Annotated in this window: 21 protein-coding genes; 13 read left to right on the top strand and 8 right to left on the bottom strand. The window is 67.5% G+C overall.

Going from position 1 to position 19,437, the window contains the following annotated elements:
* The first annotated feature begins 22 nt into the window (after positions 1 to 22).
* From QX204_RS26545 to QX204_RS26525, 5 genes are all read left to right on the top strand, one after another.
* Positions 23 to 889, top strand: coding sequence for an AraC family transcriptional regulator (locus QX204_RS26545; protein WP_301903207.1), 867 nt, complete (start codon positions 23 to 25; stop codon positions 887 to 889).
* A 129-nt stretch (positions 890 to 1,018) separates the two neighbouring features.
* Positions 1,019 to 1,975: an alpha/beta fold hydrolase gene (locus QX204_RS26540; protein WP_301903205.1), complete on the top strand. Its 957-nt coding sequence runs from the start codon at positions 1,019 to 1,021 to the stop codon at positions 1,973 to 1,975.
* Between the two features lie 287 nt (positions 1,976 to 2,262).
* A complete protein-coding gene (locus QX204_RS26535) occupies positions 2,263 to 2,619 on the top strand; it encodes a BlaI/MecI/CopY family transcriptional regulator (RefSeq protein WP_301903204.1) in 357 nt (118 codons plus the stop codon).
* On the top strand, positions 2,616 to 3,566 hold the full coding sequence (locus QX204_RS26530) for a M56 family metallopeptidase (RefSeq protein ID WP_301903202.1): 951 nt from the start codon (positions 2,616 to 2,618) through the stop codon (positions 3,564 to 3,566). The genes QX204_RS26535 and QX204_RS26530 overlap by 4 nt, the downstream gene beginning before the upstream one ends.
* Before the next feature lie 124 nt (positions 3,567 to 3,690).
* Entirely contained in the window at positions 3,691 to 5,604 is a 1,914-nt protein-coding gene (locus tag QX204_RS26525) for an amidohydrolase family protein (RefSeq protein ID WP_301903201.1), read from the top strand.
* On the opposite strand, the gene QX204_RS26520 is transcribed toward QX204_RS26525, so the two are convergent.
* On the bottom strand, positions 5,594 to 6,208 hold the full coding sequence (locus tag QX204_RS26520; RefSeq protein WP_301903198.1) for a class I SAM-dependent methyltransferase: 615 nt from the start codon (positions 6,206 to 6,208) through the stop codon (positions 5,594 to 5,596). The two genes, QX204_RS26525 and QX204_RS26520, sit on opposite strands and share 11 nt — an antisense overlap.
* A 121-nt stretch (positions 6,209 to 6,329) precedes the next feature.
* Between QX204_RS26520 and QX204_RS26515 the strand changes: the two genes are divergently transcribed.
* Together QX204_RS26515 and QX204_RS26510 are read left to right on the top strand one after the other, a co-directional pair.
* Positions 6,330 to 7,283, top strand: coding sequence for a DoxX family protein (locus QX204_RS26515; RefSeq protein WP_301903196.1), 954 nt, complete (start codon positions 6,330 to 6,332; stop codon positions 7,281 to 7,283).
* A 318-nt stretch (positions 7,284 to 7,601) separates the two neighbouring features.
* On the top strand, positions 7,602 to 7,886 hold the full coding sequence (locus QX204_RS26510; protein ID WP_301903194.1) for a hypothetical protein: 285 nt from the start codon (positions 7,602 to 7,604) through the stop codon (positions 7,884 to 7,886).
* On the opposite strand, the gene QX204_RS26505 is transcribed toward QX204_RS26510, so the two are convergent.
* Both QX204_RS26505 and QX204_RS26500 read right to left on the bottom strand, forming a co-directional pair.
* A complete protein-coding gene (locus QX204_RS26505; RefSeq protein ID WP_301903192.1) occupies positions 7,883 to 8,206 on the bottom strand; it encodes a hypothetical protein in 324 nt (107 codons plus the stop codon). The two genes, QX204_RS26510 and QX204_RS26505, sit on opposite strands and share 4 nt — an antisense overlap.
* A gap of 19 nt (positions 8,207 to 8,225) precedes the next feature.
* Positions 8,226 to 8,711 (bottom strand): MarR family winged helix-turn-helix transcriptional regulator, encoded by a 486-nt coding sequence (locus tag QX204_RS26500; RefSeq protein ID WP_301903190.1) that lies wholly within the window; start codon positions 8,709 to 8,711, stop codon positions 8,226 to 8,228.
* A gap of 74 nt (positions 8,712 to 8,785) precedes the next feature.
* Here QX204_RS26500 and QX204_RS26495 point away from each other — a divergent pair, with 74 nt between their 5' ends.
* Positions 8,786 to 10,216 carry an MFS transporter gene (locus tag QX204_RS26495; protein WP_301903189.1) on the top strand — a complete coding sequence of 477 codons (1,431 nt, stop codon included), beginning with the start codon at positions 8,786 to 8,788 and terminating at the stop codon, positions 10,214 to 10,216.
* Position 10,217: 1 nt separating this feature from the next.
* Here the strand turns inward: QX204_RS26495 and QX204_RS26490 are convergent, their stop codons facing one another.
* Positions 10,218 to 10,943 (bottom strand): helix-turn-helix domain-containing protein, encoded by a 726-nt coding sequence (locus QX204_RS26490; RefSeq protein WP_301903188.1) that lies wholly within the window; start codon positions 10,941 to 10,943, stop codon positions 10,218 to 10,220.
* Positions 10,944 to 11,336: 393 nt separating this feature from the next.
* Between QX204_RS26490 and QX204_RS26485 the strand changes: the two genes are divergently transcribed.
* From QX204_RS26485 to QX204_RS26475, 3 genes are all read left to right on the top strand, one after another.
* Positions 11,337 to 11,921 carry a CHAP domain-containing protein gene (locus QX204_RS26485; protein WP_301903186.1) on the top strand — a complete coding sequence of 195 codons (585 nt, stop codon included), beginning with the start codon at positions 11,337 to 11,339 and terminating at the stop codon, positions 11,919 to 11,921.
* A 188-nt stretch (positions 11,922 to 12,109) separates the two neighbouring features.
* The gene (locus QX204_RS26480; RefSeq protein WP_301903185.1) at positions 12,110 to 13,258 is read left to right on the top strand and encodes a hypothetical protein; all 1,149 of its coding nucleotides are present in this window, start codon (positions 12,110 to 12,112) and stop codon (positions 13,256 to 13,258) included.
* 164 nt (positions 13,259 to 13,422) lie between these two features.
* Complete coding sequence (locus QX204_RS26475; RefSeq protein ID WP_301903184.1) at positions 13,423 to 14,133, top strand: DUF1906 domain-containing protein; 711 nt, start codon at positions 13,423 to 13,425, stop codon at positions 14,131 to 14,133.
* A 1-nt stretch (position 14,134) separates the two neighbouring features.
* Here the strand turns inward: QX204_RS26475 and QX204_RS26470 are convergent, their stop codons facing one another.
* The gene (locus QX204_RS26470) at positions 14,135 to 14,482 is read right to left on the bottom strand and encodes a hypothetical protein (protein ID WP_301903183.1); all 348 of its coding nucleotides are present in this window, start codon (positions 14,480 to 14,482) and stop codon (positions 14,135 to 14,137) included.
* A gap of 102 nt (positions 14,483 to 14,584) precedes the next feature.
* Entirely contained in the window at positions 14,585 to 15,364 is a 780-nt protein-coding gene (locus tag QX204_RS26465) for an Rv1157c family protein (RefSeq protein ID WP_301903182.1), read from the bottom strand.
* Between the two features lie 295 nt (positions 15,365 to 15,659).
* Between QX204_RS26465 and QX204_RS26460 the strand changes: the two genes are divergently transcribed.
* Positions 15,660 to 16,883 (top strand): mannosyltransferase, encoded by a 1,224-nt coding sequence (locus QX204_RS26460; protein WP_301908126.1) that lies wholly within the window; start codon positions 15,660 to 15,662, stop codon positions 16,881 to 16,883.
* Positions 16,884 to 16,887: 4 nt separating this feature from the next.
* Here the strand turns inward: QX204_RS26460 and QX204_RS26455 are convergent, their stop codons facing one another.
* Positions 16,888 to 17,175: a 4a-hydroxytetrahydrobiopterin dehydratase gene (locus tag QX204_RS26455; protein ID WP_301903181.1), complete on the bottom strand. Its 288-nt coding sequence runs from the start codon at positions 17,173 to 17,175 to the stop codon at positions 16,888 to 16,890.
* Positions 17,176 to 17,196: 21 nt separating this feature from the next.
* Entirely contained in the window at positions 17,197 to 17,373 is a 177-nt protein-coding gene (locus QX204_RS26450) for a hypothetical protein (RefSeq protein ID WP_165610273.1), read from the bottom strand.
* A gap of 83 nt (positions 17,374 to 17,456) precedes the next feature.
* On the opposite strand from QX204_RS26450, the gene typA reads away from it, so the two are divergent.
* Complete coding sequence (typA, locus tag QX204_RS26445) at positions 17,457 to 19,400, top strand: translational GTPase TypA (protein ID WP_301903180.1); 1,944 nt, start codon at positions 17,457 to 17,459, stop codon at positions 19,398 to 19,400.
* Positions 19,401 to 19,437 lie beyond the last annotated feature (37 nt).

The raw sequence follows: 19,437 nt of genomic DNA, 5'->3' as shown, positions 1-19,437 counted from the left end.
ATCGTTCGGGAAGGGGGTAGCTGTGATCGAGTTACTGAACCGTCTCGTCACTGAGGTGGAAGAGCACCTCGGTGCGGAGGTCGACGTCGAGGCGTTCGCCTCACGATCGGGAACTACCGAATACCACCTGCGACGCATGTTCTCGTCGTTGGCGGCGATGCCGCTGTCCGACTACATCCGTCGGCGACGGATGACGGTCGCCGCGGCCGATGTGATCGGAGGCGAGGATCTGCTGACGATCGCCGTCCGGTACGGGTACGGATCGACCGAGGCATTCGGGCGAGCATTTCGCGCTGTGCACGGCGTACGGCCCGCTGATGTGCGACGCGACGGCGGCCCCCTTCGCAGTCAATCGCAACTCAGGTTCCGCCTGACCGTCGAAGGGAGCACCGCTATGAATGCCCGAATCATCGAACAGCCCTCGTTCCGACTCATCGGCCACGCCGCTCGCGTGCCGTTGATCCACGAGGGCGTGAACCCACATATCCAAGCGCACATCGCGTCGCTGCCCGCGACCGAGCACGCGCGCCTCGCACAGCTCAGCAACACCGAGCCCGCAGGCCTGTTGCAGGTGAGTGCGGAGGTCGACCCGGATTACGCGCAGGACAGCGAGCTGACCTACCTGCACGGCGTCGCTGTCACCGCTGGAACCGCCGTCGAAGACGGCCTCGACGCGATCGACGTTCCTGCCGGACTGTGGGCGGTGTTTCACACGACGGGTGAACATCCGAAACAGCTTCAGGACGCGTGGGCGGCGACCGCGACGGAGTGGTTCCCCTCGAACCCATGGCGACTGCGTCCTGGTCCCTCCATCGTCTCGGTGCTCGATCGGGCCGACGACTTCAGCACCGCGACGTGCGAGTTGTGGCTCCCCGTCGAACGGAGCTGACGCGGCCGCGACACCAAGGTGGTGTTCTGTGCACCCTCGGGGGAGCGCGCTCAGTACTCGGGGCCCTGATGAGGGGCCCCGAGTCGGCGCAGAGTGGATGTTGTCACCACACGCGAACCGGAGGCTCCGATGTCGAACATCAGCACAATTACCCGCTCAGCCGAGCGTCGTGTTTCGGTGTCGACCGGTGACGGCGTGGAGCTCGCGGTTCGTGAGTACGGGGCGCGGGATGCGCACATGACGGTGGTCCTCATCCACGGACATTGCCTGCGGACCGAGTCGTGGACGGATGTTCGGGACGCGCTGCTGCGCGAGCACGCCGGCGCCAAGGTCGTGTGCTACGACCATCGTGGGCACGGCGACTCCGCTACCGCGTCGAGGAAGACCTACAACATCGAACAGCTCGGTCATGATCTGCACGACGTGCTCGACGTCGTCGCCCCGACCGGGCCGGTCGTGCTGGTCGGGCATTCGATGGGCGGCATGACCGTGCTGACCTACGTCGACCAGTATCGGCACGAGGTCGGGACCCGCATCGTCGGCGTCGGGCTCGTCGCCACCGCCGCGAGCGGGCTCGCCGACGCCGGCTTCGGCCGACTGCTGCACAACCCGATCGTCCCTGTCTTCCAGGCCGCGGTGCGGCGCGCACCGCGGCTGATGCAGCACGCGAAGGTGCTGGCCTGCAAGGTGTTCGCGCCCGTCGTGCGCACCGCCGAGTTCGGCGATCGCAAGGTCAGTCAGCGTGTGCTGGCGCTGGCCGAAGCGATGCACAACGCCACGTCGATCGTGACCATGGCGACCTTTCTGAGCGCCTTCAAGACCTTCGACCGCACCGCCGCCCTGGCCACGCTCTCCACCATCCCCACCATGATCCTGTGCGGCTCCGCCGACCTGATGACGCCCCCGTCCCATTCTGTCGCCATGGCCGCCGCCGTCGATTACGCCGACTTCGTGCAGATCGACGGCGCGGGCCACTCGGTGATCCTCGAACAGCCCGCCCAGGTCGCCCATGCCATCGCCCGCCTGGTCGGCCGAGCGGCCCACGTCGACCGCCCCGAGCGCGCTCAGCTGGCCCTCGCCGCCTGAGTCACCAGTGGCACGCTGGTGATGCCGATCCGACCAGGACACCCTTCGAGGGCGACACCGTTCTCGGCCCCTCGTTCTTTCGACTCCGGTACCTCGAGCCCTACGCGGAGGCCGCGCGGACCTGGTTGCACAGTGAGGCCGAGGTTGTCGATACCTTCGAGATCACGCCCGCCGAGGTCGCTCGGCGGATCGCTGACGCCGTCGACAACTGACGCGGTTTCGACCCAAAAACTATGCGGGATAGTAAATTGGGTGGCCGGATATGGATGCTCGGGCGAGGGGGAGTGATGAAGGGCCTGGGTGCGCTCGAGAGCCAGGTGATGGCGGTGCTGTGGGACAGTGCCGACGCGCTGTCGGTGCATGATCTGGTCGAGCGGCTGGACAGCGATGATCGGACTCCCGCCTACACCACGGTGTTGACGGTGGTGACGCATCTGTGGGAGAAGCGCTGGGTTCAGCGGGAGAAGATCGGTCGGTCCTATCGTTACCGGCCCACCCGGACTCGGGCCGAGGCGACCACGGATCTGCTGCGCGAAATCCTCGATGCCAGTCCCGATTCCTCCGCGGTGCTGTTGCATCTGGTGAGCACCGCGAGTGAGCGTGAGGTCGAGGCACTGCGCCGTGGCCTCGCCGAGGAACCATGATCCTCATTACGGCGCTCCTGGCCGCGGGCATCGCGTTGGCGGTGCTCGTTCCCGCGGCGCTCGCGCGCATCGATTTCACGGCTGCCCCGGCCGTCGGGATGGCGGCGTGGTTGGGTGCGGTCGCCGCCACGATCGGGTGCGGCGTGCTGGCCTTGGTGGCGTTGGCGTGGCCGGGTGATCCGCCGGGGAATCTGTCGGCGGGCAGGTTGGTGGCGAGCTTGGCCGCCGTCGAGCCCGCGGTCGTCACCATGACGGCGGGGCTGATCATGCCGGTCGCGGTGATCGGCATGATCGTGCCGACCGGGCAGCTGGCGCGAACCGTGGTCGGGCACCGGGGGCGCACGGCGGCGCTGCGTCGCAGGCACCGGGAGTTGGTGCAGATCGTGGGTCGCGTCGATGCCGCAGGCGGGAAGGTGGTGCGGCTCGAGCATTCGGTTCCGCTGGCCTACAGCGTCGCGGGGCGCGGCGGCTTCGTCGTGGTCACCGACGGTCTGGAGCGCTGTCTCACCGACACGCAGTGGCGTGCCGTGCTCGCGCACGAACACGCGCATCTGCGCGGGTTCCACCACCACATCGTCGGTGCCTGTCAGGTGCTCGCCCAAGCTTTTTCGTGGATTCCGCTGTTCGCCGCCGCCCCGGCCGCGATGACCACCCTCGTCGAGTTCGCCGCCGACCGCGCGGCCGCGACCTCGACCGACCCCCGGGCGCTCTCGGCCGCGCTACACACGGTTGCCGCGCACGGCGCGACCGCGCCGACATCACCGCTGCGATTGGTCGACGAATCGCTGGCGATGCGGCTGCAATGCTTGGGGGCCGCGCCGGAATCCCGTTCGGCGGCACGCCGCACGGCGACCGCGATGCTGTTCGTGACGATGTTGCTCGCGCCCGTCGCGTCGGTTGTCGTGGTCGGGCTCAGCGCGGCGATGGTGTGCTTGCTCGTGGTCTGAGAACCGACACGAAAAACTATGTTCCATAGTATTTTGACCGAAAGGGCGCGCACCCCGCGTGTGCGTCAAATGTGAAACAGTTCTAGGTCAGAAATGGGAACCCTTGTATCCGAACATCTTTCGCTTGACAGCGGCGGCCATCCTGGCGGTCGCGGGGCTCACCGTGCCCGGCTGCTCGGGGTGGGCGACCGCGGCCCCGGACCAGACCCGCTATTCGCTGGTCGACGGCTGCTACCGGATCACCACTCCGGCCGGACCGCTGGTTCCGGCGTCGGGGCCCTATCGGATGCGCGCGACAGGACTCGGCGAATACCTCCTCTACGGGCGCGATCGTGAGGTGCTGGAAGCATCGGCGGGTTCGATCGCCCCCGCGAAGAATCCGTCACCCGCGGCAGTGTGGAAGGTAGACGGTTCGGGCGCAGGCGGTTTCACTCTCACCAATGCCGCGTCGGCGACCAGCACGCCCGCCGAGTTCGTCGCGGATACCGGTTGCGCGGATTTCCCCGAGGCCCGAACCGGTGCGGTGGGAACGCCGGGCCCCAGCGCCGGCGCGGACGGCGCGATCGTGGGCGCCATCGACGCGCACGCGCACGTGACCGCCTATGAGTTCATGGGCGGAAACTTCCACTGCGGGCGCCCATGGCATCCCTATGGGGTGACCTACGCCCTGCCCGATTGCGCGCAATATCGCACCGGCACCAACGGTCTGGTCGCCGACTTCCTCGATTACGGAGAACCGTTCCACGGCGCCGACACCCGTGGCTGGCCGACCTTCCGTGACTGGCCCGAGCCCTCCGTGCTCACCGCGGAAGGCACCTACTGGACCAGCATCGAGCGCTCGTGGAAGGCGGGGCTGCGCGTGATGACGGTCGACCTGGTCGACAACGAGTCGCTGTGCACCATGCTGACCGACCGCCGAAACCCCTGCGACGACATGGCTTCCGTCCGTCTGCAGGCGAACAGTCTGCGCGGGCTGCAGGACTACATCGACGCTCAGGCAGGTGGGCCCGGACAAGGCTTCTTCCGGATCGTCACCGAACCGGGCGAAGCGCGCCGGGTCGCCGCGTCAGGCAAACTCGCCGTCGTTCTCGGGATGGAGCTGTCCGACCCGATGGGCTGCGGAGTCTTTCTCGGACAACCCGAGTGCGGCCGCGCCGATGTCGACCGCTGGCTGACCGAACTGAGGAGCATCGGAGTCAGCAGCTTCTTCCCCGTGCACAAGTTCGACAACGCCTTCGGCGGCACGAAAATGGACCGCGACATCACCGGCCTGCTGGTGAACGCGGGCAACTTCATGCAGACCGGCACGTTCTGGAACGTGCAGCCGTGCTCCGGCGCCGAACAGGACAGCACGCAGATCTCGGTGCCCATCGCCGGCCATATCAATCAGTTCCTCGCGAATCTCACCGGGCCACTGCTCGGTGGCGCACCGTTGCCGCTGTACCCGGCGGGGTCGCATTGCAATGCCCGTGGTCTGACCGAGTTGGGCGCGTACCTGATCAACCGGATGATCGACCACGGCTTCCTCATCGAAGTCGATCATCTGAGCGAAGCCACCGCCGACGAAGTGATGGTCATCATCGAAAAGCGTGACTACGCCGGCGTGCTGTCCTCGCACGGCTGGGACTCGCCCCGCACCACCGAACGCGTCTATGCCGCAGGCGGTTTCGTGACTCCCTACGCCGGTGGGCCGGCCGGCTTCGTGAACGCGTGGCGCGAAGCCAAGGACGCGCCACGCCCGAACGGCGATTTCGGCTTCGGCTTCGGCTCGGATATGAACGGCATCGCCGGCCAGGGCGCGGCGCTGGGAGCCGATGTCGTGCGATATCCGTTCGTCTCGCACGACGGCCAGGTGACCTTCGATCGGGAGCAGTGGGGCGAGCGAACGTTCGACATCAATACCGACGGCACCGCGACCTACGGAACCTACGCCGACTGGCTCGAAGCGGTCCGTATCCTCGGCGGCCCGGAGATCATGACCGACGTCTTCCACGGCGCCGAGGTGTACCTGCGGCTGTGGGATCAGGTCAGGCGGTAGTCGTCGCGAACTTGCCGACTGCCAGGGCTGCGTGCGGTCGGACGTTTCCCGATGCGGGGTGGTAAAGGCGGCCGAGTTCGGTGAATCCGGCTGCGCGCAGGGTCGCCGACAGATGGTCGGTCGGCCAGCGGTAGGCCGTGGTCACCTTGTGCGGGAAGGGTTCGACCACTTCGGTGGATTCGAAGAAGCCGATCACCAGTCGTCCGCCGGGAGTGAGCACCCGGTGGAATTCCGCGAGCACGGCGGGAAGTTCGGTGGGCTCCATGTGGATGAGGGAGAACCACGCCAGGATGCCGGGGACCGACTCGGTGGGGGCGTCGAGCTCTCGGAGCGAGCCGAGTTCGAACGCGATGTTCGGGTAGGCCGATCTGGCGTAGGCGATGAATTCCGGGACGAGGTCCACGCCGGTGGCGGGGATGCCCGCGTCGGTGAGGAATTTGGTGAAGTGACCGGGTCCGCAGCCCAGGTCGAGGACCGGGCCGGGGGAAAGGTGGGTGGTGGCGAACGCGGTGTCTTCGGGGTCGAGGTCGGTGGGCGAGCCGAAGGACTCGATGTAGAGGTTGTGGATGGCGGTGTAGGCGGCTTGGACCGTGTTGTCGGGCACCCGGTCGACGGTAGTCACTGGACAGGGCATGCCCTGTCTCGTCCACCGTTTGTGATGGGAAGACCCGGGTAGTCGAATGTAGGGAGCCGTTTTCCCAGTCGTAGACACGAAGGGATCGACGATGCCGATCAAGCCTGTTCGACGCATTGCTCGCGCGCTGCTGGGGACCACATTCGTGGCCGCCGGAGTGAACGGGTTGATGAATCAGAAGCCCCGCGCCGCCGCCGCGAACGCGCTGGCCGACAAGGGCCGGACCGGTCTGCCGGACGCACTGGCCGCGCGGGTGCCCGATGATCCGAGTCAATTCGTGCGGATCAACTCCGCGGCGCAGGTAGTCGGTGGCTTGTTGCTGGCCAGTGGACGGGCGCCCCGACCCGCGGCCCTGCTGCTCGCCGCGACCGTGGTGCCGGGGACGGTCACCGAGCAGGACTTCTGGGCCGAGAACGATCCGGACCGCAAGGCCGCGAAGCGGGTGGGGTTCTTGAAGGATCTCGGGTTGCTCGGCGGGCTGATGATCGCCGCCGCCGACACCGAGGGCAAGCCGTCGCTCGGCTGGCGGGCGCGTCGGGCCTTCTCGCGTGAGGAGCCCCGCATCGCGGCGGAAGGCGCTGCCATCGCCGCAGCGGCCAAGGTTCGTGGCGCGCACCTCGCCGATGTGGCCCACGAGCAGGGCGCGCATCTGGCGGAGGTCGCGAACGAGCGTGGCGCCGCGCTGGCCGAGATCGCCCGGGAACGGGGGCCGCAGCTGGCCGACGCGGTGCGCAACCGCAGTGCCCACCTGGTGGAGGTCGCCAAGGACCGTGGCCCCGAGGTGGCCGAGGCTGTGCGAACCCGCGGTGCGCACCTGGTCGATGTGGCCAAGGACCGCGGTCCCGAGGTGGCCGAAGCGGCGCGAACCCGCGGCGCCCAGATCGCCGAGGTCGCCAAGGAAAAGGGGCCGGAGCTGGCCGAAGCCGCGCGCGAACGAGGCACGTTACTGGTCGATACGGCCCGCGAACGCGGCTCGGAACTGGCCGCCGCGGCACGGGAGCGCGAGGAGATCGCAGCGCCCGTACGCCGGTGGTCCAGGCGATAGAACTCCCGCGCCGGGGCTCTGCCACTGAGAACGTGGCGGACCCCGGCGTCGTCGTGTTCCGCCGCGGCATAGTGGCCACCTGATCGGATCCGAGCAGACGGCTATTGCGTACCGGCCGGTCTGTACGCGAATGCCCCGATAATCGTGGTCTGGCGCTGTCACCTGCTGTGGCGCACCATAAAGCCGGGGTCGGGCGTACCGACGAACTCACCGTGCGAACCGAACATCGGGGCAATCCCGGCGATTCAGGTTTGGCGGTGAGTTCTGGTGTGAATACTGGGCATTCGCAATGCTTTTCGACAGAGTGGGATTCATCTGATGTTGTCCGGTCGTGAAACGTCCAAGCTGTACGCCGTTCGAGCCGCGGCGGTGGGGGCGGCGGTGACCATCGGCCTGCTCGGTTCCGCGGGAACCGCTGCCGCACTTCCGGGTTCGGGCTCGGCGTCGGGATCGGCCAGCGGATCCGCGAACCTGGCGACAGGGTCGGCGGCCGCGTCGGCGTCGATCGATCCGGCGGTCGCTTCCTATTACTCCTGGCAGTCGGCGCAGTTCATCCAGAACACCCTGCGCGTCCTGCTGTCGATCCCGATGCGCAACATCTAGATCCAGGCCTTTTCCCAGCGCTCGGCCGCCCAGTCGCGCACCTCGGCGCTCAGCAGAATCGCGGGTAGCAGTAGCGCGAAGCCGATCAGCAGGATCGCCAGCCGCACCCACACCCTGAGTTCGCCGAGGGCGCGCAGCAGCATGGGCAGGATGCAGATCACGGCGAGCGCGACGAGGGCGATCGCCGCGAGATCGTGTCCTGGCCCGGCGATCAGCGCGGCGCAGGTGCCGAAGCACAGGCCGAGGACCAGGCCGCCGACGCCGACGAAGTAGTTGTCCCAGGAAAGCCAGCTCGGGCGGGTAGACCGGTGAGTGACCACGCCGCGCAGCTTAGCGCGATCAGCTATCGCTGCGCGGCGGTCTGGGCCACGGGTTTTCCTCCAGCTGCTCGACGGACCGATTGAACTTGCGCATCAGTCTGCTGAGGTCTTCGACATCGTCGGCGTCCCAGTCGGCGACGACTTTGCCGATGTCGCTGCTGCGGTGGCGTCGATCGGCTTCGAGCGCGGCCTTGCCGTCGGCCGTGGTCTTGATCTTGCGGGCGACGCCGCCGTCGGGATCGGGGACCCGTTGTACCAGTTCCTGTTTCAGCATCGCGCCGACCTGGCGATTGATGGTGGAGATGTCGAGCTGGAACGACTCCGACAGCTCGCGCAGGCTCAGTGGTTCACCGAGATCGAGCCTGGTCAGGATCAGAAACGCCGAACGGTCGAGGAGGAAACCGGGACGCCTGCGGGTGGTCGTGGGGAAGTGCCGAGAGATCAGGTTCAACTCGAACACCAGGCGGGTGAACGGGGTGTCGTCGGCGGCGCCGGAATCGGACATGTGCCAACTATGTCGCGTGGGTGACCTCGGACACAAATTGTGTACCATGCACACGCTGTGTAGCGTGCATATTTGTGTCTGTAACTGCCGCCGACGTCTCGCCGGCCCTCCCCGAAGCCCGTCGCCCGGCCCCGGCCGTGCTGATCGCGGTGCTCAGCACGGTCGGCATCGTCGTCTCGCTCATGCAGACGCTGGTCATCCCGATCATTCCGACGCTGCCGACCCTGCTGAACACCTCGGCCTCCAACGCCTCCTGGGTGGTCACCGCCACCCTGCTGGCGGGTGCGGTCTCGACGCCGATCGCCGGACGGCTCGGCGACATGTTCGGCAAGCGGCGAATTCTCGTCATCAATCTCGGCTTCATGATCGTCGGCTCGGTGATCTGCGCGGTGGGGAGTTCGTTGCTGCCCGAGGTGATCGGCCGCTCGCTGCAGGGCATCGCGGTGGGTGCGATCCCGTTGGGGATCAGCATCATGCGCGACGAGCTCGCGCCCGAGAAGGTCGGCGGCGCGATGGCGGTGATGAGCGCGACCCTCGGCGTCGGCGGTGCGGTCGGTCTGCCGTTCTCCGCGCTGATCGCGCAGAACACGGACTGGCACATGCTGTTCTGGACCGCGGCCGGGCTCGGTGTGCTGTGCGCGGTGCTGGTTTTCGTGTTCGTGCCGGAGTCGCCGGTGCGCACGCCCGCGCGTTTCGATTTCGGTGGCGCGATCGGGCTGTCGATCGCCCTGCTCACGCTGCTGATCGGCATCACCAAGGGCGCCGACTGGGGCTGGGCGAGCGGTTCGATCCTCGCGCTGTTCGGTCTGTCGCTGGTGAGCTTCCTCGGTTGGGGCGCCTATGAACTGCGCCGGTCCGCACCGTTGGTCGATCTGCGCGTGTCGGCTCGTCCGCGCGTGCTGTTCACCAATATGGCCTCGATCGCGGTCGGCTTCTCGCTCTACGGCATGTCGCTGACGTTCCCGCAGTTGCTCATGGCCCCGGAGCGGACCGGCTACGGGTTCGGGTTGTCGATGGTGGTCGCCGGCCTGGCGATGGCGCCGACCGGTCTGGTGATGATGCTGCTCTCGCCGGTGTCGGCGCGGCTGTCGGCGAAGAAGGGCCCGAAGTTCACGCTGGCGCTCGGCTCGGCCGTCATCGCGCTCGGCTACCTGTGCGCGGTCGTCATGATGGACACCGTGTGGCAGATCGTCCTGTCGGCGGTGATCGTGGCGGGCGGCGTCGGCCTGGCGTACGCGGCCATGCCCGCGCTGATCATGGGTGCGGTGCCGCTGAGCGAGACCGGCGCCGCCAACGGCCTCAACTCGCTGATGCGTTCCATCGGCACCTCGACCTCGGCGGCGGTGATGGGCGTGGTGCTCGCGCACATGACCATGCAACTCGGCCCGCATATGGTGCCGACCCGTTCGGCCTTCCACACCGCGTTCTTCATCGCGATGGCCGGTGCGGTCGCCGCCATCGCCTTGACCCTGTGCATTCCCATGGGGAAGAAGAAGGCCGGCTGAGTCAGTCCGCGGCGGGCGAGTACACCACCAGCGACCAGTCCCGGCGCGGTACCAGGGAGGCGCCGAGGGAGTGCACCGCCATCGGGATCGGCGCGCCGGTGTGCGGATCGCGCAGTTGCACCACCGGTCCGTCGGGTCCGGGCACGGCCGCCGGTTCGGTGGTCCAGAATTTCTCCCATTCGGGAGCCTGCGCACAGGTTTCGACGATTTCGGCGATCCGGGCCTGCGGCGCCAATCCCGGGCCCATCACGCGAAACGCGTAGACGCACAGGTGAACCTGCTGCTCCCAGTCGACCAGCGCGGTCCTGGCGCGCGGGTCGAGCATCATCCACTCGAGCATCGACTCGCCCGTGACCAGGCCGGGAAAGAGCAGTCGCCACGCGGCGTTGGTGGCCAGGATCTCGTAGACCGGATGCAGTTGCAGGCTGGCCGGATGGGTGATCCCGTCGATCAGGACCTGGTCGGCCGGGCGGACGAGCGAGGGCGTCGAGTCGTAGCGGTGGGCGATCGAGAGCGAGATCAGATGGTCGCGAAACACCTCCGGCACGTCGAGCGCGTCGAACAGCGCGGTCAGCGCCTCCAGTGTCGGTGTGCGCGTGCCCTGTTCGATCTTCTGGATGAGAGCGGGCGAGATCCCCGCCGTCTCGCCGAGCGCCGCCCTGGTCAGGCCCGATGATTCGCGGCGTTCGCGGAGGTATCGCGAGATCGACGCGTTCGGGTCTTCCACAATGCACTCCTGTTTCGGTCATAGGTACAAATTGGGACAGTCGTCTAGCTTGACCGAGGGTAAAGGTTTCGCAAAACTCATGTCAGCCGAGCGGGACAGCGCGTGGCTACCCGACCGTGGCGCACAGGCTGATCACCGGCTTTTGCGCTGGTCGGGCCAGTGTGTTCCGGAGCGGAAAGTGTTCGACACCACCCCTGCGCGGACTCGAGGTCGCCGGAGGGGACGGCGCGCACCCGAGAGTGCGCGCCGAGAGCGATCGCCGGGCTGATACCCGGGTGGCGCAGGGGTCCACCCGGTGGTCGCCCGTCCGCTTCGGAAAACACCCGTGATGGGGAACCGAACGCCCTCGCGATTCGTCCAATAGGTCAGAAGGACGAATGAGAGTGGGGGGCGATGACGCAGATTCACGCCGAACGATCCGGTCGACGCACGTCCTGGATCGTCGGAATCTCCGGCCTGTTGGCCGCGGCGACCATGCTGGTCGTCGGACTGGTGTGGTGGCAGCACGATTGGGGCGATCGGTTCCCCGCGCTCGACAGCGAACGTCTCGACGAGCAGCAGGTCGTGCTCGTCGACGTGTTGCGCCGCGAGTACGAGCAGCCCGGCGACGGCCCGAAGTACGCCGAGGGCGTCAAGGAGGCGTGGTGCGCCGACTTCGTCAGCTGGACGATGCGCGAGGCGGGCAGGCCGCTGGCCAACCCGAACTCCGGTTCCTGGCGCATCCCCGGCGTGTACACGCTGCAGGAGTACTACCAGCAGGTCGGCCGATTCACCCGCGCCGACGTGGGCTATCGCCCGCGCACCGGTGACGTGGTCCTCTACGGGCCCGACAGTCCGCTCGGTCAGCACACCAACATCGTGTTGAAGGCCGAGGGCGACACGATCACCACCATCGGCGGCAACGAGATGGGCGGGATTCGGGTCCGAACCATCACACCCGCCGAAACCGCCGATCTGGTCGGTTATGGGCGATTCTGAAATCGATTGGCGCTCAAGACAACTGCGATGATCCTGGACGGCGGTACCACGCCGTTACCCGTACCATGGAACTCGCGGCGCCCGGCAGCGCCGTCGCCGGCTCCTCCGTCCTGCTTCCCCCTCATCGGCAGGACGGGGGAGTTGTGCCACCAACAGCGGGTTCGTCGACGTCACGTACCGTGTTCGATGTGCGTGTGAAGGTGGACGAGCAGCCACGTCATGACCCGATGTGGATCGAGTACGCCGATTTCGGCGAACGATTCGTCACCTACGCGGTGACCGAGGAGCGCATCACCGCCGCGGTATCGGGGATGACCGGGCGCGGCGTGCAGATCGGTCCGTTCTCCCTCGGCCCCGCCGGTCTGGCCGGTTTCGTCGCCGAGGGCACGCTGGGAACCCCCGTGGTGACCCGTACTCCCGGTGACGCGCTGAGCTTCGGCGTGAAGGTCCCGCTGACCCTGGCCGTGAAACTGGTTCTCGGTGGACGCAAACTGCGACTGGCCGCCGTGGTCGAGATCGGCCTGACGCTGCACGCCCGCACCGCCGCCCCGCTGCTGGTCGTGATCGATGTCGCCCCCGTGACGGCCAAGGACGTCAGCTTCACATTGCGCGCCGAGGCCGTCGACGGAGCGTGGGAGATGCTGCTCGACCCGATCGCGGGCCTGGTGCAGCGCGAAGTCGCCAGTCGGGTCAACGCCATCGTCGGCGATCCGAAGGTGCGCTCGGAGCGGGTCTTCGATATCGAGGCGATCCTGGACGGCTACCGCTCACCGCATCGCAACGACACCGTCTTCGAATGGATCGACTACCGCGAATTCGGTCTGCGCTTCTTCACCACCATCGTCACCAGGGACCGCGTGCACGGTGTGGTCGCGCAGTTGGCGGGCAACGAGATCGAAGTGGGACCGCTGGCCGAGGGCCCACGCGGCGCGGCCACGGTGACCGTGCGCGGTGCGATCGAGCAGCCGCGCGTGATCGATCGTGGCCTCGGCGAGCCGGGGGAGCTGCGGATCTTCGATATGACGCTGCCGGTCGGGCTCGACATCACCGTCGACGTCCTCAAAGCCAATCACTACCGCGCCGACCTCGAGATTCCGCTGGTCCTCACGGCCAGGGCCGCCGAGCCGTTGCAGATCGTGATCGAGGTGCCGCCGCCCGCGCTGGAGGACATCTCGATGGAGTTCACCGCGAAGGGCCTGCGCGCGGCGACCCTGGCCCGGCTGGCCGGGATCAAGAAGCAGGTCGTGGCGCAGGTCGTCGCGGTGGTGAGCACCGAACTGGCCGATCCGAGCGGCCGCACCATCGATGTGGGCGCGGCGATCGACGGCGCGACCTGAGTCGTGTGACTCGTGGGGCGAATGTTGCCGTTGGTTCTGGTGGTTCCCCTGGGGTTGTGGTGCAATGAATCGCACGTTCCAGACTCCCGGCGCGCGATTTTCACCGAAAGCGCGCCGGGTTCGCTTGCCGGTTGAAGGTCGGGTTTGCGCGAAGGAGTCCTGCGATGCGTTCTGTTCCGGTGAATCGGCGGAAGTTCTTCGGCTTGGCCGCCGCCGCGGCCACGATCGGCGCCGGCCTCGCCGCCGCCCCTGCCCGCGCCCAATCCTTCGGCACCATGGTCGACTACGCCGCGGGGGTTCCCTCCGCCGCATCGATCGCCGCCGAAGGCCACATCGGCGTTATCCGCTACGTCTCCGAGCGCAGGCCGGGCGCGGAGTGGATGGAAGGTAAACCGCTGCTCGCCGCGGAGGTCGAAGACCTCTGGGCCAACGGCCTGTCGATCGTGTCGAACTATCAGTTCGGCAAGGGTCCGACGGCCGACTGGCGCGGCGGCCTCGAAGCGGGCAAGGAACACGCCGAGCGCGGCTGGGCCATCCACGTCGCCGCGGGCGGACCCGACTCCGCGCCGATCTACGCCTCCATCGACGACAACCCGTCGCAAGAAGAGTTCGACGAGATGATCGCGCCCTATATCGAGGGCTGGCAGTCGGTGCTCGGACCCGAACTCGTCGGCATCTACGCCAACGCGCCGACCATCGACCGCGCACTCGACGCGGGCCTCGCTTCCTGGTTCTGGCAACACAATTGGGGCACCGAGCGAGGTTTCGTGCACGACTCCGCGCACCTGCACCAATTCGAGATCGATAAGCGCTCGATCGACGGCGTCGGCGTCGATCTGAACCGGGTGCTGGCCGAGGACTACGGCCAGTGGTGAATCAGGTCTGACAGTGGCACGTCGACCCGTGACGCAGGTCGGGCTCGTCGTCGGGCATCACGCACAGCGGTGTCGTGGTGTCGGGTGCGGAATGGTTCCCGAGCCAGGACAGCAGCGACCAGCGTGACAGCCCCGACAGCGCCGAACCCAGGCTGACGAACGAGCCCGACGAGATCGCCGACCCGAACGATCCGATCGAGCCGATGGACAGCACCGACCCGACGCTGCCGATGGACAGCACCGAATAGGCCGATCCGATCGACAGGATGGATCCCTCGGATCGGTAGGAGAGAATCGAGCGGCTGCTGCGAGTCGACCGAATGTTGCGAGATCCCTGCGTGGTCGCCATCGTCTCGGTTTACCACATCGCGGTGCCCGCGGGAACAGCCGAAAACAACAACTGAGCCCGGTCCGCTCTCGAGGAGCGAACCGGGCTCAGTGAATGCTTTACCTAGACGGTGAAGAAGCCGAGGGTCGGCATGAACGTGCAGGTGCGCGGTGCGGCGCCCTCGGCGGCGGTGGTGAGCGAACCCGAGATCACCGCGACGACGCGGCCGTGGCCGGTGTTCGCGACGGCCGACAGGGTGGCCGGACCGCCGGGGTTGATCTTGGCCTCGTCGGTCAGCGTCTGGATCGCGGACTGACGGGTGTCGAGGTTGAGCCACTGCACCGTCATCGGCGGGTTCTGCTCACCGGTCGGCGCCTTGGTGCCCAGCGCGGTGAACACGAAACCGGCCTGCCCGGCGGCAGGGCCGGGCGGGGGCAGCTGCGCCGGACCGGCGACCGCGAGCGCGGTGCCGACCGAATCGGCGCCGTCGCCGATGCAGCCCTTACCGATGGTCGGGTACAGGAACTGCGCGATGACCGGGCCGTCCTGCGGGAGTTCGGGACCGCCGCCGCCGCTGCCGTCGAGGAAGGTGATGATCCGCTCGAGGGTGGCCTTGATGGCGGGCGGCAGGTTCAGTGTCGCCAGCAGGGTGCGCGCCTGATCGAGCAGGGCGGTCTGTGGGCTGGCCACGTCGGCCGGGCCCGCTACCAGGCCGGCCACGGCGGGGGCGAAGGCGGCTAGCGCGTCGACCGGAACACCCTCCGGCACCATCGGGACGCTGATCGGCGCCGCCTGTGGGGCGGGCGCGGGCGCGGCGATGGTCGATGCGGGCGCGGCCAGCATGGCACCGGCAGCGATGGCGAGAGCGGTCGTTGCGATCCGCGATCCTCGGCTACGAAGCACTTGTCTAGCCGTCCTTACCTCGGTTTGCGATGGGCGAGGGTTGTCGACCCCAACATGTCGGGGGTCACTCTAAGGACAACGCTGCCGTGTTGTACAGCCGCCGGGCCCTGAGCGGATCACCGGCCGAAACCTTGTCCATCGACGCTAGCCCTGACCGGCGTTACACCTGGGGATGTTGATGCAAATGTTACCCATGGTGTCGTCGCGGCCGGTGCGCGCGGGGGTCGATCGACGCCCGGTTAAAGTAGCGGAGCACCGTGAAACGGCGCCCGGCGCCACCCATCCGACCGAAAGCCTGGCTTTGAACAGACACCTCCGATGGGCTCTCGCGCTGCTCGGACTGTCCGTGCTCGCCCGGTTGGCCTGGATGCTCTTCGCCCCGAACGGGCTCAATGTCGTCGATCTGCACGTCTACGTGGACGGGTCGGCGTCGCTGCTCACCGATCGGCTCTACGACTTCACCTACTCGGAGGTGACGCCGGACTTCCCGCTGCCGTTCACCTATCCGCCGTTCGCCGCGCTGGTGTTCTTCCCGCTGCACTATCTGCCGTTCACCCTGGTGGCGGTCGGCTGGATGCTGGCCACGGTCGCCGCGCTCTACGGGGTGATCCGGATCAGCTTCGAGCTGCTCCTGGGCGCGCAGGAGGCGAAGCGGACGCCGTGGATCACCGCGGCCGTCGGCTGGACGGCGCTCGGGGTGTGGCTCGAGCCGGTGCGAACCACGATCGACTACGGCCAGGTGAATGTGTTCCTGGTGCTCGGCGCGATGCTGGCCGTGCGCAGTGCGCGGTGGTGGATCTCGGGCACTCTCGTCGGCGTGATCGCGGGCATCAAGCTGACCCCGGCCATCACCGGCCTGTATTTCGTGGCGCGGCGGCGCTGGGCGACGGTGCTGTGGTCGGCGGCGGCCTTCGGGCTGACGGTCGCTGTGAGCTTTCTCATCAATGCCCACGAGGCGAAACGCTATTTCGGCACCCTGCTCGGCGACGCCGACCGGATCGGCCCGGTGGGCTCGGTGTGGAACCAGTCGCTGCGCGGTGCGCTGAGCCGCATCCTCGGCTACGACGTGCAGTCCGGGCCGTGGTGGCTGGCCGCGGTCGTGGTCACGACGGTGCTGGCGTTCTGCGCGTGGCGCACCCTCGGCTCCGACGACCGGCTCGGCACCCTGGTGCTGGTGCAGCTGTTCGGGCTGATGATCTCGCCGATCTCCTGGTCCCACCACTGGGTGTGGCTGATCCCGACGGTGCTGTGGCTGCTCTACGGACCGCTGCGGGCCGAGCGGGTCGCGCGCGTCATCGCCGGGTTCTGGGTGCTCACGATGCTGGTCGGCGTGCCGTGGGTGCTCTCGTTCGCGCAGCCGACGATCTGGACCATCCCGCGCCCGTGGCCGTTGGCCTGGCTCGGCGCGGTGGATGTGATCGGCGTGTTCGTCCTGCTCGGCTGGCTGATCTGGCGTGGCCGCGACACCCTGCGCGCGCAACTCCCCGGCCGTCGCACGGCCGAGGTGCCCGCGAGCTGAGGTGTCAGCCGACGAGGTCGTCGATGGTGTGCGCCATCGCCGTGTCGAGCGCGGTGAGTCCACCCGCCGAATGCGTACTCAGCGTGAAACGCAGTGTGCGCCAACGGATATCGATATCGGGATGATGATCGGCCGCTTCGGCCGCGGTGGCGACCTTGCGGACCGTCTCGATGCCGGCGAGGAAACTCGGTGCCTGCACCGTGCGGGTGATCGCGTCACCCTCGCGTGACCACTCCGGAAGAGTGGCCAGCGCGATGGTGAGTTCGGGGGCGGAGAGCAACGGAGTACTCATACTTCGGTTGTACCCCTCCGCCTACTTGGCGCGCGCCAACTTCAAGGCCTTTTTGAGATCTTTACCGCTTGTTCCGGCGGCCTCGGCCTTCTTCATTCGCATGATGACGACGGGGCATTTGAAGCAGCGCGTCTTCTTCCTGCAGCACTTTTTCTTCGGCTTCAGGCTCGAGACCTTCTTCGCCTTCACCTTGCCCATGGGAGTTAGCGTAGCCTAAGTACAAAGCCTGACACGAGACTGCCACCGGGGTACCGGTAGGCTGTAACAGGCCGCGATGCCAGATGAGTGCGCGCCAAATACCCCAACAGCAGGAGGATCCAGGCGTGTCGTCTTCACGCGATTTTCGCAACGTCGCCATCGTGGCCCACGTCGACCACGGCAAGACGACGCTGGTTGACGCCATGCTTCGTCAGTCGGGCGCGTTCGCTGAGCGAGCCGAACTGGTCGACCGCGTCATGGACTCCGGTGATCTCGAGCGCGAGAAGGGCATCACCATTCTCGCGAAGAACACCGCCGTCCATCGCCATAACCCCGACGGTTCTCTCACCGTCATCAACGTGATCGACACCCCCGGCCACGCCGACTTCGGTGGCGAGGTCGAACGCGGCCTCTCCATGGTCGACGGTGTCGTGCTGCTCGTCGACGCGTCCGAGGGCCCGCTGCCCCAGACCCGTTTCGTACTGCGCAAGGCCCTCGCGGCCAAGCTGCCGGTCATCCTGGTCGTCAACAAGACCGACCGTCCCGACGCCCGCATCGCCGAGGTCGTCTCCGAGTCGCACGACTTGCTGCTCGACCTGGCTTCCGACCTCGACGACGAGGCCGCCGAAGCCGCCGAGCTGGCGCTGGACCTGCCGGTCCTCTACGCCTCGGGCCGTGAGGGCAAGGCCTCGAAGGTGGAGCCGGAGAACGGTTCCGCGCCCGACGCCGAGAACCTCGACGCCCTGTTCGAGGTGCTGATGGACTACATCCCGGCGCCGAAGAGCAACAAGGACGCGCCGCTGCAGGCCCACGTCACCAACCTCGACGCGTCGGCGTTCCTCGGTCGTCTGGCCCTGGTCCGCATCTACGCCGGTGAGCTGCGCAAGGGTCAGAACGTCACCTGGATCAACGCCGACGGCGCCAAGACGGTCAAGATCACCGAGCTGCTGCAGACGATCGGTGTGGAGCGTCAGCCCGGCGAGGTCGCCGAGGCGGGCGACATCGTCGCCATCGCCGGTATCCCCGACATCATGATCGGCGACACCCTCGCCGATCCGGAGAACCCGGTCGCGCTGCCGCGCATCACCGTCGACGAGCCCGCCATCTCGGTGGTCATCGGCACCAACACCTCGCCGCTGGTCGGTCGGGTGCAGGGCCACAAGCTCACCGCCCGCATGCTCAAGTCGCGCCTGGATTCCGAGCTCATCGGCAACGTGTCGCTGCGCGTGCTCGACATCGGCCGTCCCGACGCCTGGGAGGTGCAGGGTCGTGGTGAGCTGGCGCTGGCCATCCTGGTCGAGCAGATGCGTCGTGAGGGCTTCGAGCTGACCGTCGGCAAGCCGCAGGTGGTCACCAAGCAGGTCGACGGCAAGACCCACGAGCCGTTCGAAGAGCTGACTATCGACTGCCCCGACGAGTACCTGGGCGCGATCACCCAGCTGCTGGCCGCCCGCAAGGGCAAGATGGTCCAGATGAGCAACCACGCCGCCGGTTGGGTGCGCATGGAGTTCATCGTCCCCTCGCGTGGCCTGATCGGCTTCCGCACCGTGTTCCTCACCGAGACCCGCGGCACCGGCATCGCCAACGCCGTCGCCCACGGGTACGCGCCGTGGGCCGGTGAGATCCGCGCCCGCCACACCGGTTCGCTGGTCTCCGACCGCGCGGGCACCGTCACCCCGTTCGCGATGATCCAGCTGGCCGACCGTGGTCAGTTCTTCGTCGAGCCGGGCGCCGACACCTACGAGGGCATGGTCGTGGGTATCAACCCGCGTGCCGAGGATCTCGATATCAACGTGACCCGCGAGAAGAAGCTGACCAATATGCGCAGCGCCAACGCGGACACCTTCGAGACCATGGCCAAGCCGTTGCAGCTCGACCTCGAGCTGGCGATGGAGTTCTGCACCGAAGACGAGTGCGTGGAGGTCACCCCCGAGGTGGTTCGCGTGCGCAAGCTCGTTCTCGGCGCCAATGAGCGGGCCCGCGACCTGTCGCGTCGCAAGGCTCGCGACAAGGCCGCCGCGAACTAGTCGGCAGTAGTTTCGAACGGCGTCGGCCGGGTACCGG

It is taken from the genome of Nocardia sp. PE-7 (assembly GCF_030486425.1).
In the GTDB taxonomy this organism is placed as follows: domain Bacteria; phylum Actinomycetota; class Actinomycetes; order Mycobacteriales; family Mycobacteriaceae; genus Nocardia; species Nocardia salmonicida_A.
This window is presented reverse-complemented; position numbering and strand designations above follow the sequence as displayed.